Annotated in this window: 11 protein-coding genes; 3 read left to right on the top strand and 8 right to left on the bottom strand. The window is 72.1% G+C overall.

The genetic code is table 11. The features are described 5' to 3' along the window. Positions 1 to 98: 98 nt before the first annotated feature. The gene (locus tag ACI79R_RS20715; protein WP_456575558.1) at positions 99 to 1,223 is read right to left on the bottom strand and encodes a sugar ABC transporter substrate-binding protein; all 1,125 of its coding nucleotides are present in this window, start codon (positions 1,221 to 1,223) and stop codon (positions 99 to 101) included. Positions 1,224 to 1,565: 342 nt separating this feature from the next. Here ACI79R_RS20715 and ACI79R_RS20710 point away from each other — a divergent pair, with 342 nt between their 5' ends. Then, on the top strand, positions 1,566 to 2,120 hold the full coding sequence (locus tag ACI79R_RS20710; RefSeq protein WP_456575557.1) for a cupin domain-containing protein: 555 nt from the start codon (positions 1,566 to 1,568) through the stop codon (positions 2,118 to 2,120). A 62-nt stretch (positions 2,121 to 2,182) separates the two neighbouring features. Here the strand turns inward: ACI79R_RS20710 and ribB are convergent, their stop codons facing one another. The 7 genes from ribB to ACI79R_RS20675 all read right to left on the bottom strand — a co-directional run bounded on the left by ribB (position 2,183) and on the right by ACI79R_RS20675 (position 13,365). Continuing rightward, positions 2,183 to 3,406 carry a 3,4-dihydroxy-2-butanone-4-phosphate synthase gene (gene ribB / locus ACI79R_RS20705; RefSeq protein WP_456575556.1) on the bottom strand — a complete coding sequence of 408 codons (1,224 nt, stop codon included), beginning with the start codon at positions 3,404 to 3,406 and terminating at the stop codon, positions 2,183 to 2,185. 134 nt (positions 3,407 to 3,540) lie between these two features. Further along, on the bottom strand, positions 3,541 to 4,671 hold the full coding sequence (locus tag ACI79R_RS20700) for an ABC transporter substrate-binding protein (RefSeq protein ID WP_456575555.1): 1,131 nt from the start codon (positions 4,669 to 4,671) through the stop codon (positions 3,541 to 3,543). Positions 4,672 to 5,045: 374 nt separating this feature from the next. After that, positions 5,046 to 6,647 carry an ATP-binding cassette domain-containing protein gene (locus ACI79R_RS20695; protein WP_456575554.1) on the bottom strand — a complete coding sequence of 534 codons (1,602 nt, stop codon included), beginning with the start codon at positions 6,645 to 6,647 and terminating at the stop codon, positions 5,046 to 5,048. Further along, positions 6,644 to 8,695, bottom strand: coding sequence for an ABC transporter permease (locus ACI79R_RS20690; RefSeq protein ID WP_456575553.1), 2,052 nt, complete (start codon positions 8,693 to 8,695; stop codon positions 6,644 to 6,646). Before ACI79R_RS20690 ends, ACI79R_RS20695 begins: the two co-directional genes overlap by 4 nt. An 81-nt stretch (positions 8,696 to 8,776) precedes the next feature. After that, positions 8,777 to 9,997, bottom strand: coding sequence for an acyl-CoA dehydrogenase family protein (locus ACI79R_RS20685; protein WP_456575552.1), 1,221 nt, complete (start codon positions 9,995 to 9,997; stop codon positions 8,777 to 8,779). 216 nt (positions 9,998 to 10,213) lie between these two features. Beyond that, positions 10,214 to 12,397 carry a zinc-binding dehydrogenase gene (locus tag ACI79R_RS20680; protein WP_456575551.1) on the bottom strand — a complete coding sequence of 728 codons (2,184 nt, stop codon included), beginning with the start codon at positions 12,395 to 12,397 and terminating at the stop codon, positions 10,214 to 10,216. 230 nt (positions 12,398 to 12,627) lie between these two features. Next, positions 12,628 to 13,365, bottom strand: a complete 738-nt coding sequence (locus ACI79R_RS20675; protein ID WP_456575550.1) for an SDR family NAD(P)-dependent oxidoreductase — start codon at positions 13,363 to 13,365, stop codon at positions 12,628 to 12,630. A 261-nt stretch (positions 13,366 to 13,626) separates the two neighbouring features. On the opposite strand from ACI79R_RS20675, the gene ACI79R_RS20670 reads away from it, so the two are divergent. Together ACI79R_RS20670 and iolM are read left to right on the top strand one after the other, a co-directional pair. Continuing rightward, positions 13,627 to 14,523 (top strand): fumarylacetoacetate hydrolase family protein, encoded by an 897-nt coding sequence (locus ACI79R_RS20670; protein WP_456575549.1) that lies wholly within the window; start codon positions 13,627 to 13,629, stop codon positions 14,521 to 14,523. A gap of 88 nt (positions 14,524 to 14,611) precedes the next feature. Beyond that, complete coding sequence (iolM, locus tag ACI79R_RS20665) at positions 14,612 to 15,802, top strand: scyllo-inosose 3-dehydrogenase (RefSeq protein WP_456575548.1); 1,191 nt, start codon at positions 14,612 to 14,614, stop codon at positions 15,800 to 15,802. Positions 15,803 to 15,805: the final 3 nt, after the last annotated feature.

Genomic DNA, 15,805 nt, shown 5'->3' with positions numbered 1-15,805 from the left:
ACATTATTTTTCTTGAAAGGTCACCGCGCGGGGGGGGGGGGGCGGGGGGTGCGTGGGGCGGGGGGCCGGCGGGCCCCCGGCCGCGGCCGGCGCCGCGATCAGGAGGCGGCGGCCCAGAGGTCCGCGAAGCGCTCCTGGTAGTCCGGGAACACGGCGAACCCCTGGGAGAGGTCACCCTCCAGGTCCTCGGCCTCCACGAACTGCAGCGGCGGGATGCCTGCCTCCTGGCCCGCGGTGATCTCCTGACCGGTGATCAGGCGGACCGCCCCGTCGACCATGGCCCAGTTGTTGACCGCCGCGTCCACGGCGAGGCCCCCGGCGAGGCCACCGGACTCGATGTCCTGCAGGTTGCCCGGGGTGGTCCCGAACCCGATCACGTCGAGATCGGTCAGGCCGGCGGTCCGCAGCGCAGCCGGCAGGCCCGTGGCCCCCTCGAGCGTGGCGAACACCGCGACGTTGGTGTCCGGGTTCGCCTGCAGGTCGCTCACCGCCAGCGACGGCGCGGTGCTCCCGATGGCCGAGATGGGGATCTCCTCGGTGCGCACGGCACAGTCGGGGCAGAGCTCGGCCATCTCGGCGTTGAACGCATCCTCCAGCGGCCCGCTGAAGCTCAACTCCGGCACGGTGTAGAAGACGACGTCCGCGTCGCCGCCGTGCTCGGCCACTGTCCAGGCCGCCAGGACCTGACCGACGATCTCCATGGTCGACACGTCGTTGAAGGAGATGTCGATGCCGTGGTCGGCTGCGTTGATCAGGCCGTTGGACATGACCGGGATGCCCTGGTCCTCCAACTCCCGCAGCTGCTGGTTGATCGAGGAGGGCTCGACGCCGGGGAGGACCACGGCGTCCGGGTCCTGACTGATGATGCTGTCCATGGCGGTCTGGAGGTCGCTGGCCGAGGCTCCCGCGTTCGTGACGGTGAGCTCGACCCCCATCTCGTCCGCCGCAGCCTGCAGCTGGTCGGCGAAGATGCCACAGAACGTGGAGGCGCACTGCAGGTAGGCGATGGTGGTGCCGGCCGGCGGCCCCTCGGCCAGCGGCTCCTCGACGGGGAAGTCGCTCGGCTGGCTCCGATAGGGAGCGAGCAGTTCCTCGGCGGCTGCGGTGTCAGCGGTGCTCGAGCCGCCGTCGGACGAACCGTCGTCGGAGGAGCCGCACGCGGCCAGCGCCAGAGAGGCCCCGAGGGCGACCACCGTGGTCGCCGAGGTGCGCAACGAGAACATGTGTGCCCCTGGGAGTCGGAGGACGCGCGCGGCGCCGCATTCATGGCGGCTCGGCGCGCGGACGGACGCGCCGCCAGCGAGAGAGTATTGTCATACAGCATGTAGCTTGGCTTACTGTCAGGTCAAGGGCTCTACCGGACCAGGGCCTATATCCGTCTCGGGAGCCCGTCGCCCTCGATAGCAGGCCCCCAGCTGCACCCGCGGCGCCTGCACCTCCCTACAACGAACCCTCTGGCTACCATCAGACATAAAGCTGACCCGGCTGACGGTCTTGTGTCACCGCGACGGCGAGGACGTGCCGACGACGGTGTCCCGCGACGGTCGTGAGGAGAGGAGCGCGCGATGGACGTACGGCGGATCGTGACCGGCTACGACGTCGAGGGGCGGGGGTGTGTCGCGTACGACGGTCCTGCACCCCGCACCCACGACTTCGTGCACATCCCCGGCTTCAGCAACACCCTGGCCTGGGCGGCGGTCGACACCGCCATCCCCACCGGCATCCCCGAGGACGTGGCCGCGACCACGGCGTCGCTCATGCCGGGGCCCGGGGGCTCCGGACTGACGATCGTGCAGTTCCCGCCGTCCTCGGTCATGGCGGCCGTCGACCCGGCGGCCGCCGGGCCCGAGCAGGAGGAGCACCTGCCCGGTCTCGCCGATCGCTTCGACCCCGACCGCCCGGGCTTCCACCGCACCGACACGATCGACTACGCCATCGTGCTGCGCGGCGAGCTCGTACTGGAGCTCGAGACCGGCGAACCGACACTCGTCCACACAGGCGACGTCGTCGTGCAGAACGGCACCTGGCATGCGTGGCACAACCCGACGTCCGAGCCGGCGGTGCTGGCCGCCGTCTCCATCGGCACCTCGTCGGAGGCCCCCCCGGTCGCAGGTCCGTGACCAGGGGCGACGGGCTCGCCGCCCCTTCCGGAGCCCAGCGTGGCGGAGCGGCGAGCCCGTCCTCACCGGTCGCGCCCGCCCTTCCCGGGTCTGCCGGCTCCCCCGAGCCGGTCCGGCGCACCAGCGAGAGCTGACCGCCCCCGGCTCACCGTGACCCCGTGGTCTTCCAGCACATGGGCCTGCTCCGGGTCGTCGGTCAGGAGCCGGACCGACGAGACGCCGAGATCGTCGAGGATGCGCGCCGCGATGGCGAGGCCTCGCTCGTCCATCGGCCAGTCCGGGTCGGGCCGGCCAGCGGGAGCAGGATGCCCCTGCTCCCCGTAGGCGCGGAGCTGGTCGAGGATCCCCCCGCTCCGGCCCTCCGGCGCCACGTGGATGACCACGCCCGCGCCCTCCTGCTCGATGTGGGACATCGAGGAGTCGAGCTGCTCGCGGCAGTCGCACCGCAGGGAGTGGAAGACGTCGCCGGTGAGGCACGGCTTGTGCACGCGCACGAGCACGGCGCTCCCGCCGGAAACCTGCCCCTTGACCAGGGCCAGGTGCTGTCCGCCGTCGATGACGGACCGGTAGCCCACCGCCGTGAAACCGCCGGCGCTGGTCGGGAGGGCCGTCGACACGATCCGCTGCACCAGCTCGTCGTTCCGGCGGCGATGGGCGACCAGGTCCGCCACGGTGATCATCTCGAGGCCATGACGACCGCAGTACGCGGCCAGGTCCGCCCGGCGCGCCATGCTCCCGTCGTCGTTCAGGACGGCACAGGTCACACTCGCGGGGACGGCGCCGGCCAGCCGTGCGAGGTCGACGGCCGCCTCCGTCGGCCCGGGGCGCACGAGCACCCCGCCGTCCGCCGCGAGCAGCGGGAAGACATGCCCTGGCCGCACCAGGTCACTCGGCGCGCTGGCCGGGTGGACTGCCACCCGGATGGTGCGAGCCCGATCCGCAGCACTCATGCCCGTCGTGATGCCGGAGCGTGCGTCGATCGAGACGCCGACGCCCGGGCCGTGAGGCCTGCGATCGTCGGGGGCCGCCAGGTCGAGGCACATCGCGTCGCTGCGCCGGGAGGTCATCGCCAGGCAGACGAGGCCGCGCCCCTCCCGGGCCATGAAGTTCACGACCACCGGCGTCACCAGGTCGGCGAGGGCGACGAGGTGACCTCGGCTGTCCCGGTCCTCGCCCTCGCAGATGACGACCATGCGGCCCGCACGGACCTCCTGGATCGCCCTGTCGACGCGGGTGGCTCGACGGTGCGGGCCCCCCAGAGCGCGTTCGATTCCCGTGCGGGCCATGCCGTGACTCCTCCATGTGCGCCGCAGACACGTCCGCGGTCCTGCCGGTCCCACGCACCGGCTCGGCGGCCGGCGCGTCACCGGGCGGCGCCCCGTTGCTGAGGCGCCGCCCGGACGGTTCGAGACCGCGAGGGTCAGGAGATCCAGTCGTCGGACGCAGCCGACCAGGAACCGTCACCCTCGTAGGAGTAGAAGCGCAGCGCCGTGGAACCCACCGTCGTGAGCGGGGGCTGGCCGAACGCCAGCTCGGGGACCGACATGAACACCGGCCCGGTGCTCGCGCCGATGGCGGCGGACAGGGCCTCGGGCGTCACCGCGTCGGCGCCGACCTCGGTGAGCAGCTTGGCCGCGTACATGCCGGACGCGAAGCTGATCGGCGCGAGGCCGAAGGTGTTGGCATCGGGCTGGTAGGTCTGCATCGCGTCGAGGAACACCGCGACCTCGCCGGACTCGTCCTCCACCGTCGTGGACGGCACCAGCGTGGACAGCGGGTAGGTCCACTGCGGGAGGTCCCCGAGCGCCTCGCCCACCGTCGCCTGGTCGGCACAGGAGGACAGCGACACCACGGGCGCCGTGATCGCGTACTGCGTGATCGCATTGGCGACCGCCGTGCAGCCGCTGCTGCTCGGCTCGATCACGAGAACGGCGTCGGCCTGCCGCGCGTCCGAGGCGAGCACCGCGGAGGAGACGTCGGCCGAGCCCTGCGGATAGGTCCCCGAGGTGACGGTCACGCCGGCCTCCGAGGCCAGGGCCTCGATCTGCTGCAGCGTGACGGTCGTCCCCTGGAAGGCCGGGCCGATCACCGCGACCGACTTGGCGCCCAGCTCGTCGATGATGTACTTGGCCAGCGGCGCCTGCCCGAACGGGCCGGCGCCGAGGTAGTGGGCGTTCTCCGCCGACAGGTCAGCCGGCGAGGATGCCTGGCTGCCCAGGATCGGCTTGCTGGGCGCGAGGATGCTGTGGATCGCCCCGGCGCCCGTCGCGGCCCCGCCCGTGAGCACCATGGAGACGCTCGCGTCGTTGTACATCTGCTGGGCGCACTGCTGGGCCTCCTCCTCGCTGGTGACGAAGCAGGTGACGACCTCCAACGGGTGCCCGTCGATGCCGCCGAGCTCCTCGTTGACCAGCTGGACCGCGGCTTCCAGGCCGGCGGTCGCCTCAGGCTTGGAGCCCGAGCCGCCCTGCTCGTTGATCCAGCCGATGGTGAGCGGGTCCAGCGAGTCGTCCGCCGCACCCGCGCTGCCGCCGATGTAGTCGACGGCCACGCCGAAGTCCGCGTCGACGCTCGGCTGCGCCGATGACGTGTCGTCATCGCCACCGCCGCACGCGGCCAGGGACACCGTCAGCGCCAAGGCCGCCCCGAGGGGGATCCGCCGATTCGCGTTCATGCACGCTGCCTTCCGGAGTTGCGATCTGGGTGATGCGCGTCATGACTAGTCGCTCTAAAACAGTCAACCGCGCTCTTGTCTGACAGTTCCTAGTGCCTGGCGCGCCTCGGGTCAAGGAACAACTGTGACGCGGACGACAGCGGGGGGGGCGGGGTTCCCGCCCGCCCCACCCTGAGCACACGCCGCATGGCCGGCCGCCCGAGTGGCGACCGGCAGCGGTAGGACTGGCGAGGGTCGGGGACGCGTGACCCTCAGGCGTACGAGTCGGCCTCGGCCTGGAACTCGCTCTCGCCGAGGTAGCTGGCCATGAGCAGCTGCTCGTCCTTGCGCAGCTCGGCCGCGGGTCGTTCGAGGACCAGAGACCCGTGCACGAGCACGGCGGCACGGTCGGCGACCTCGAGCGCCAGCGGGACGTGCTGCTCGACCAGCAGCACACCGGCAGGCGCCTCGAGGGCGTAGCGGCGGACAACGGGCAGCATCCGCTGCACGATGACCGGCGCGAGACCCATGCTGAGCTCGTCGAGCAGCAGCATGCGGGGCTTCCGGCCGAGGGCGAGGGCCAGCGCGAGCATCTGCTGCTCACCACCGGAGAGGAGTCCGGCCCGGCGTTCCCGGAGATTTCCCAGCTCCGGGAAGTAGTCGAGGGCGACGCCGATGTCGAGCGGGCCGCCGGGCGCGGCCTTGAAGTGCTCGGCCACCGTCAGCCCGAAGAAGATGCCGCGGTCCTCGGGCACGTGCACCAGCCCACGCCGCGCGAGCCGGTGCGGACCGACGCCGGCGAGGTCGCTGCCGGCGAAGCGCACCACTCCACCCAGCGGGTCGATCAGCCGCGACACCGCGCGCAGCGTCGTCGTCTTCCCGGCTCCGTTGGGGCCCAGGAGGGCCAGCACCTCCCCGGGGCGCACCGCGAGGTCCAGACCGCGGACGACGGGTGTTCCGTTGTAGCCCGCCGACAGGCCGTCGAGCTCGAGGACCGGAGCGGGCAGGGCGCCGGGCGGAGCTGCCGCCGGCACCGCCTGCTGCGTCCCGGGGCCGTCGTGCTCACCGCCCGGACCACTCAGGAGCCCGTCGCTGAGCAGGTACTCGGTCTGCCGCTCCACCTCGTCGATGCGCTCCTCCACGTCGGCCCCGAGGTATGCCTCGCGCACCTTGGGGTCGGCCTCGATGTCGGCGGGACGGCCGCGGGCGATCACCGCGCCGAAGTCCAGCACGACGATCTCGTCGCAGACCGACAGCACGAGCCCCATGTCGTGGTCGACGAGCAGCATCGAGTGCCCGGCGTCCACCAGCGCCCGCAGCCGCTGGCCCAGCTCCTGGCTCTCGGACGTGTCCAGCCCTGCCGCGGGCTCGTCGAGCAGCACCAGCTGCGGTGAGGCCGCGAGCGCCCGGCCGACACCGACGAGCTTGCGCTGCGCCTGGGTGAGCGATTCCGGCATCGCGTCGGCGAGGCCCTCGATCCCGAGGTCGTCGAGCACCCGGCCGACCACGGCGTCGTCCGCCGGGCGACCGGTGACCAGCTCCCGCAGGAGCTTCCCGACGGGCAGCCGCGCCGAGGCGGCCACGTTCTCGCGGACGGTGAGGTCGCCGAACAGCTCCCCGGCTTGGAAGGTCCGGGCCAGCCCGGCCTTGGCTCGCTGGTGCGGGCGCAAGGACGAGACGTCGCGGCCGTTGACGTGCACGCGGCCGGTGCTCCGCGCGAAGCCGGTGACCGCGTCGATGAAGGTGGTCTTGCCCGCGCCATTGGGGCCGATGAGCCCCACCAGCTTGCCGGGACCGACCTCGAGTTCCACTTCCCGGAGGGCTTGGACGCCGCCGTAGCGGACGGAGAGCCCCTCGACCCGCAGCACGCTCATCGGACTGCCGCCCCTCCCGAGACCTTCGAGACCGTGACCGCAGGCTCGGCCGGGACCTCCGGCGCCTGCCTGGCGGACCGCGTGGCGCGGACCCGCCGGATCAACCGGCGCACGCCCCGGTCGATGTAGTTGAAGGGCGGCGGTGGTTCGGCGCCCGGTGTGTTGACGATCCCGTCGGGGTGCTTGGTGACGATGAAGATCAGCATCAGCCCACCCAGGATCAGCCACCACTGACTCGACAGGGCGATGGCGTCCTTGGTGAGGTGGATGACCACGCCGTCCACCGCCATGACCCCGGCGACCACGGCCGCCCCGACGCTGCCGATGCCGGCGATGTACGCGAACGCCAGGAAGCTCAGCGCCCCCACCAGTTCGTACCGCGCGGAGGAGACGGCGCCGAAGTTGTAGGCGTAGAGGACGCCGGCGAACCCGGCCAGCATCGCTGAGATCGCGAAGGCCACCAGCTTGACGTTGCGGACGCTGAGCCCGGTCGCGGCCGCGGCCCTCTCGTTCCCCCGGACCGCGAGCATCCAGCGCCCGAGGTGGCCGCGCCGCAGGTTGACCACCAGCAGACCCAGGACCAGGGCGACGGCGAGGCAGAGGAATCCGAACATCGGGCTCGGGAGCGAGCCGTCGGCGAGCCAGAAACGGCCGGAGGTGCCGAAGTCCACCCCGAAGACGTGCGGGGAGTCGACCGGGTCGCCGTTGAGCCGGGCACCCCAGGCCTCGTTGCCGAAGCCGAAGTTGGCGATGGCGACGGCCGCCGCGATCGTCACGATCGCGAGGTGCACCCCCCGGACCCGCAGCGCCGGGATGGCGAGCAGTGTCCCGAACACGGTCGCCACGGCGATGGCGATGAGCGGCCCCAGCGGGAAGCCGATCCCCCACTCATCGGCCATCCGCGAGGTGACCAGGCCCGCGATCCCGGCGAAGGCCAACTGCGCCAGCGACAACTGCCCCACGTAGCCGACGAGGACGACGAAGGGCAGGCAGGCGACGAAGGCGATCAGCGACGTGATGACCGCCTGCCGCATGCCGCCGGAGGTGACGACCAGCAGGAGGACGACGAGGAGGGAGAGCAGGATCGCCGGACGCGCCAGGCGTACGGGGGCCGGCGCACGCGGCATCCGCTCCGCGACGAGCGCCCCGCGCTCGGGCAGGCCCGCGCCGCGCCAGATGAGCATGACGACGATGACGAGGAGGTAGAACACGTCGGTGATCCCCTGGACGGGCGCGCCGTTGGAGGTGGGGAACCAGTCCATCGTCTGCAGGTAGAGGATGACCGCCTCGATGATCCCCATCGCCAGCCCGGCCGCGGCGGCGATCCCGAACGAGGTGAAGCCGGCGACCAGCGCGGCCGCGAGCGCGGGGACGATGGCCAGGACGAGGGTGCTCGAGTCCAGCTGCGTGATCGGTGCGACCAGGACGCCGATGGCGCCGGCCAGGGTGAAGGCCCCGGTCGTGTTGATCAAAGAGAGCCGGTTCGTGGAGTAGCCGGCCAGCACCGCCGCGCGCTCGTTCTCCGCAGCGGCCCGGGTGGCCAGTCCGAAACGCGTCCAGCGGTACACGGTGACGAGGGCCGCGGCGACGACGACGGTGAACGCGGCCAGGATGAACCGGTTGATCGGGATGGGGATCCCGGCGACGTCGACCGAGTCGGACGGGGTGTGCGGCAGGATCGAGGGGGCGGCGAGCGCGGTCGACCCGTAGATCTCGACGACCGCCGCCTGGAGGGCGAGCAGGAGCCCCAGCGTCACGATCAGCTTGCTGATGGCCGGGGCGTCGCGCAGACGCCGGAACGCCACCCAGTCGAAGAGCGCACCCGCGCCCCCGCAGACCACGAGGGTCACGACCAGCGCGGGGAACACCGGCCACTCGGCGTTGCGCTTCAGCTCGTAGAAGATGAAGGCGCCCGCCATGGCGACCGCGCCCAGGCTGAGGTTGACCGCACCGCAGCCGCGGTAGTTGAGCACCACGCCCATGGCCAGGCAGGCGAAGAGCGCGCCTGCGCCGAGCCCGGTGAGGGCGAAGGCTAGGAGTTCAGACATGTCGTGACGTTCCGATCCCTCGTCGTGGAAACGGCTGTCTGCAGGCTGGGACCGGACGACTCCGGTCGCGCCGCGACCGGCTCAGACCAGCTGGGTGATGTTGGCCGGAACACCGGCGAAGGCGCGCCCGTAGGTCTCATACAGCAGTCGTGTCCCGAGGTAGCCGTGCCGGCTGCCCACGGTCAGGTCCCGCCAGAGGCGCTGCAGCCGGTTGGACTCGGCGAACGCGGAGGCCCCTGCCACCGACATGAGGGAGTCGACGGCGCGGCGCAGGTTCTCGCAGGCGTGCCCCGCGTCGGCGCGGCAGCGGGCGCGGGTCACGTAGTCCAGGGTGCGGAAGCGGGTCGTCTCGTCCAGCTCGTGGACCCCGCGCCGGACGTGCAGCAACGCGGTGTCGATCTGCATCGCCGCCTCGCCGATCGCCTCGAGCACGACCGAGGAGTCGGTCTGCTTCTCGAAGTCGAAGTAGGTGACGCCACGCTTGTGCGCGTTGGCGGTGACCAGCTCCAGGACCTCCTGGCCGATCCCGAGCAGCGTGCCCATCAGACCGAGGCTGAAGAACGGCGCCGCGGGGATGCGGTCGACGACCTCGGCGTCGGGCACGAAGCGGGCCTCGCGCTGGGCGCGCTCCCGCAGGCCGAACGTCCGGTGCTCCGGGACGAAGACGTCGTCGACGACGACGGTGTGCGAGCCGGTGCCGCGCAGGCCGGCGACGTGCCAGGTGTCCTTGATCGTCGCCTCGGCGAGGCGCACGAAGACCATGATCTGCTCGGGCTCGTCGGCGTCGTCGGAGACCTGCACGAAACCGCCGAACCAGTCCGAGTGCTGGCAGCCGCTGGCGAAGCCCCAGGAGCCGGTGACCCGGTAGCCGCCCTCGACCCGCCGGGCGGTCCCGCCCGGGGAGTTGACCGCGCAGGCCGTCGGTCGCGGGGAGGAGCCGTAGATCTCCTCGATGCCGGCCGGGGGCAGGGCCACGCCGGCCAGGGCGGTCACCTCGCTGATGATCGTGTAGACCCACGCCGTCGACGGGCACCCGCGGGCGAGCTCGGCGGCGATGTCCAGCAGGCCGGCCAGCTCACCCCCGCGGCCGCCCTGGGAGGCGGGGAGGTAGTAGCGGAAGAACCCCGCCTCGTGCAGCTCGTCGAGCGTCTCCTGGGGGATGCGGCGCTCCCGCTCGCAGTCGGCCGACCGCTCGACCAGGCGCGGCCTCATCTCGCGGGCCAGCGCCACGAGCTCCTCGGCGCTGGGCACCGGCCCCTCGAGGAGCGGCGTCGTCCGCTGCTCCGGCATCCCCTCGGCCACCCCGGGCTCCTTCGTCTGTACGACCGCTCCGTGTCGGGCGGTATCTGGATGCAGGCGGCACCGCCCACGGACGTGCCATTGGACCCCGAGGACGGGGTGGTGGTCCCCCGGGGGGGGGGGGGGGGGGCGGCGGGGCCGGGGGGGGCGGGCCTCAGATCCTTAACGATACTTTTGTTGGGTGGCCGGCGGATGACCGCCGGCGCCGGGACGCGCAGGTCAGAACTCGATGACCAGCTTGCGGTGCGGAGCGGCGCCCTGGGCCTCCCAGGCCTCACCGATCTGCTCGAGCGGCAGGCGCTCGACGTCGACGGTGAGCTTGCCCTCGGCCACGTAACCGATCAGCTGCTCGTACGCCGACCGCCACACGTCCGGCGGGACGAGGAACTTGACGTGGCCGAAGAGGGTGCGGCCGAGGAGCTGCGGATACGTGATGCCCGCCTGGAAGCCGGCGTTCTGCCCGCAGACGACGTAACGGCCACCCATCTTCGTCGCCGGCAGAGCGCCCTCGAGGGCGCCACCGAACAGCGGGTCGAGGACGACGTCATAGCCCTGCATGGGGCCGGGGGGGCCACCGGCGGCTGCCTTGAGGGCCCCGGCGTAGTCGCCCTCCAGGACGACGATGTCGTCGACCGCACCGGCATCGAGCAGCTTCTTCAGGGTGGGCTCGTGACGCGCGGCGCCGACGACGCGCCCGGCGCCCAGCAGCTTGGCGGCCTGCGCCGCGACCTGGCCCACGACGCTGCTGGCGCCGAGCACCAGCACCGACTCGCCGGGCTTGACCTGGGCCCGCCACTGCAGCGCGGTCAGCGCGGTGATGCCGGCCGTGCCCATCGCGACGGCGAGGCCCTCGTCGATGTCGTCCGGGATCGGGTAGACCCGCGCCGTGCCGCCGAGCGGGACCTGCTCGGCCATCGCGCCGTAGGGGGCACGGACGTCGCTGAAGTACACCTTGCTGCCATCACCCAGCCGGGCGACGCCCTCCTGGCCGACGACCATCGGCACCTTCGGGGGGCCCATGGGCCCACCCTTGGCCAGGGTCCGGTCGATCGGGTTCATCGCCGCGACGATGACCTGACCGATCTGCTCGCCGTCGGACGCCGTCGGCGCCTCGAACGCGGCCGGGGCGGGGACCCCGCCGACCTCGGTGAGTACAGCAGCCCTCATGAATTCACTCCCTGTTCCGGATTTTCCTGCGTCCATCAGCGACGTGACGCGAGCGTTGATGGCGTCGGTGTCGAGCGTGCCGAAGCCGAGGATGAAGCGGGTCGAGCGCTCGGCGACCAGGTCGTAGTCGAAGAGCTGATGGTTCGCGATCACCGTGAGGTCGCGCCGGTAGCGCTGCAGCGCGTCGCTCTGCCGGTACGGACTGGACCCCATGCCGTCGGTGAGGATCTCCACCGCCTCGTGGGCGAGGTGCACGACGGTGAGCTGGTCGAGCTCGATCTGGCCGATGTCGGCCTGCGACCATTCCTCGCCGGCGTCGCAGCGGGTGATCGACAGCTCGAGATTGTGCTGGTAGAGCAGCTGGGCACAGCGCACCTTCTCCAGGGCGCTGCCCCAGCGGACGCGGGCCAGCGGGAGGTCGATCCGGCGGGCGCCGCCGAAGGCCCGCGTGGTCTCCATGCGGCTCCGGACGTCGTCCAGGACCGCCTCCGCTCCGCCGAGCGCGATGGCGGTGACCATCATGCCCAGGCTGGCGTAGGGCGGGTAGCGCAGGAACGACTCCTCGTGGTCCACGCCGAAGTGGCGGTCGACCGAGAGCAGGTCCGCGAAGGGGATGGTCCGGCGCTCGGGGACGAAGACGTCGTGCGCGGTGACGCTCGCGCTGCCGGTGGCGGCCATCCCGGACATGAACCAGTCGTCGTTCACGGTCAGGTCCGACAGTGGCAGCAAGCAGGCGATCGGGACGATCTCGTCGCCCTCCTTCACCGGGGCGACGACGAAGCTCCAGTCGGCGTTCATGACGCCGGACGCGTAGCGGAACGTGCCCGACACCCGGAAGCCGCCCTCGACCCGCCGGCCGTGCCCTGAGGGGGTCAGCGGAGCGGCGGCCAGGATGTACGACCGGTCGGCGAAGATCTCCTCCTGCGCCTCCCACGGCAGGTGCGCGGCCATCCAGCTGTGCTCCATCAGGAAGGCCAGCGCCCAGGCCGCGGACACGTCACCCTTGGCCAGCTCGCGCGAGACCTCGGCCAGGGCGCGGAGGCCGAGCCCCTGGCCGCCCCACTTCTTCGGCACGAGCGCGTCCATGAACACCTCGGCATCGCGGATGGTCTCGTCCGGCTGGCGCCGAAGGGTCTCGGCTTCCAGCGCGCGGACGCGCAGCTTCGGTGCCAGCTCCCGTGCCTGTTCGATCAGCCGGTCGGTCCTGGCGTCGAACTCCTCCTGCTGCGCTACCACGGTTGCACCCAACGGAAGGCCTTTCTCTTCGCTTGCCGGACCAGGTTCCCGTCCCCGCCGTCGTTCCTGCGGTCAGGGGAAACCCACTGGCCCGGGCTGTCGTCGCGAGCCGTTGAGGCATCTGCCGACTGTGGACGGGTGGATCAGATGTGCCCACGCTACGAAGTGACCTGGCTTACGTCAAGCAGTCTTGGGCCTGACTTCAGATTCGTCTGGCATTTGTCAGACCGTTACGGCACCCACGGCTGGCCGGCGGTGGACACGACCAGCTCGTAGCAGAGTCCACCGGCGTCACGGCCGGCCGCGAACGCCACCGCCTCGGCGATCGCGCCCATGTCGGCGAGGGCGTCGTCCGCCGGCCGGGGACCCGGCCCTCCGGCCGCCAGCATGGCCATCAGCTTGGGTGACCGGATCGGCGCGTCGACGACGACGAGTGACACCTGGATCCCCTCGGGTCGCAGCTCCTCGGCTGCAGCGTGGACCAGAGCGCGGGCGGCCTGCTGACCGCCGGCCCACAGCCCCTCGCCGCTGCGGGGGCGGCGGGCGAGCCCGTTGCCGATCTGCACCAGCGCTCCTCCCCCGCCGCCGGCCCGTAACGCCCGCGCCCCCTCGGCGAGGAACACGACCGCCATCTTCGCCACCGCCCCTCCCCAGCGATCCCACGAATCGGGGCCCGCCTCGCCGACCGGTCCGCCGCCGTACTGCTCCCCGGGTACGGGACGGCCGACACTGGTGGCGTTCACGATCAGATCGATCCTGCCCAAGCACTGCTGGACCTCCTCGAGCGCCGCGCGCAGCTGCCCCGGATCGGTGGCGTCGGCCTCCAGGCCGACCGCGCCGCGGGAGCGCACCTGCTCGAGGGTGTCCGCACTGCGGACGACGGCCGCGGCCTGCCAGCCGGCGGCCAGGTAGTGGTCCAGGATGACGCCGCCCAGGTTGCGGGCTCCCAGCACGACCATCGTGGGCATGTCGATCCTCTCCGTCGGCCGGGCGGCCGGGTCGCGCTCACCCCGTCGCGTCCAGAGGCGTCGCGCCCAGAGGCGTCGCGTCCAGAGGTGTCGCGTCCAGCGGTACGACGCACGACTCGGCGACGCGGGAGGCACGCTAGCGAAGCCGTCCGCCTTCGGTCTATCGTCACCTTTCGGCCCACTCAGCCGAAGTCAGACATTTAGTCGTTTTTCCGTCGGCCACAGTGACAGCTGGGCCGCACACGAGATCGGAGTGAGCGGATGAGGTTGGCGTCGATCAGCACCGAGGCCGGGGCGGCCGTCGTGGCCGTCGTGGGCGACGAGGTCGTGGACCTCGGCTCCACGGCCCCCCAGCTCCCCCGGAGCATGAGGGAGCTGCTGGCCGCCGGCGAGGCAGGCCTCGACGGGGTCCGCGCCGCCATCGAGTCGGGCGCGGGCCGGCGGCCGCTGTCCGACGTGACCCTCCTGGCCCCCGTCGGCGACCCCTCGAAGTTCATCGCGATCGGCATGAACTACGTCGAGCACGTGCGCGAGACCGGCAAGGAGATGCCGACGTTCCCCACCGTCTTCGCCAAGTGGAACAACACCCTCGCCGGGCCGTACGACGACGTCCAGCGCCCGGTGGTGTCCGACCGGCTGGACTACGAGGCCGAGCTCGGCTTCGTCATCGGCCGCCGGTGCCGGCACGTGTCGGCCGAGAACGCCGCCTCGGTGATCGCCGGCTTCACCGTCGTCAACGACTACAGCGTGCGCGACTACCAGATGCGTACCGGCCAGTGGGTGCTCGGCAAGTCCTTCGACGGGCACGGCGTCATGGGGCCCTGGCTGGTGACCCCGGACGAGATCGACCCGCACACGCTCGGCCTGCGCACGATCGTCAACGGCGTGGTCCGCCAGGAGTCCAACACGGCGAACCTGATCTTCGACTGCTACAAGCTCGTCGAGATCCTCTCCTCGGCCATGACCCTCGAGCCCGGCGACATCGTGGCGACCGGGACGCCCGGCGGCGTGGGCGTCATGGAGGACCGCTACCTGGTTCCTGGCGACGTCGTCCGCGTCGAGGTCGACGGCATCGGCGCGCTGGAGAACCGCGTCGTGCAGGAGGACCCCGCAGTGGAGTGGATCGAGCAGCCGTCGAGCGCCCTGGTCGCCGGCTGAGCTGACCGCGTACCGCGGACCCCGGCACTCCCGCCGGGGTCCGCAGTCGCGTCCGGCCCCATACCGGGCCGGAGGAGAGGAGGTCCCCGTGCGCGCTCTGGTCGTCGACGCCGACTGGAATCCCCGGCCCGACGCCGGACTCAGCGAGGCGGAGCTGAGTGGCCGGTGGGCGCGGGATGCCCGGCTGGCCTGGCAGCACCCGCGGTGGTCGGTGACCGAGCACCCCGACCCGGTGATCTCCGCTCCGGACGACGTGATCATCCGGTCCCGCGCGGTGGGCGTCGCTGTCTCCACCCTGCGGATGGTCCGCACCGACCCGGACGGCTACGTCGTCCTGCCCTACCGCATGCGGCTGCCGCTCGTGCCCGGACACGAGTTCGCCGGTGAGGTGGTCGCGGTGGGTCCGGAGGTCCGGTCCCTGCGGCCCGGAGACGCAGTCGCGGTGGAGACGCTCCGGTACTGCGGCCGGTGCGCCGCCTGCCGGCGCGGCATGGTGAACCAGTGCCTGGAGGGCACGTTCAGCGGCTTCAGCATCGACGGCGGGATGGCCGAGCTCGCCGTGGCCCCCGAGCGCCACGCCCGGTCACTGGCTCCGCTGCGCGACCTCGTGGAGGAGCAGTCGGCCTACGAGATCGGTGCCCTGTGCGAGCCGGCCGGGATCGCCTATGCCGGCATGTTCCTGCGGGCCGGCGGCTTCCTCCCCGGCGCGACGGTGGTCGTCGTGGGCTGCGGCCCCATCGGCCTGGCGGCGGTCGCGCTGGCTCGCTGCGCCGGCGCCGCGCGCGTCCTCGCCTTCGACCCGGTGGCGCGGCGCTGCGCCGCCGCTCGCGCCCTCGGCGCGGACGCCGTCCACGACGTCACCGAACTGGCGGCCGCCGGCACGGGTATCGGCGAGGTGGTCCAGGACGCCACCGCCGGCGCCGGTGCGGACATGGTGGTCGAGGCGTCCGGCGCGGGCGACGCCGTCGCCCCGCAGATCGAGGCCTCGCTCGCCATCGGCGCGAAGGTGGTCCTCCTCGGCGTCGGCGGCGACCCGGTGCCCACGCGGACGATGGCGTACATGTCCCGCGCCGCTGTCGTGGTCGGGATGATGGGTCACCTGGGCACGTTCGACGCCCTCATCGACCTGCACGCGGCCGGCCGCCTGGACCTGCGCCCCATCGTGAGTGCGCGGTTCGACCTGGCGGACGGGGTCGCGGCCCTGCAGCACGCGGCTGCTCAGGCGGACCCGAAGGTCCTGGTGCTGCCGAACCGACGAGGCGTCGGCGCCGGGGACTGACCC

The organism is Blastococcus sp. SYSU D00820 (assembly GCF_054050695.1).
The sequence above is the reverse complement of the archived record's forward strand: the minus strand, read 5'-3'. Positions and strand labels throughout refer to the sequence as shown.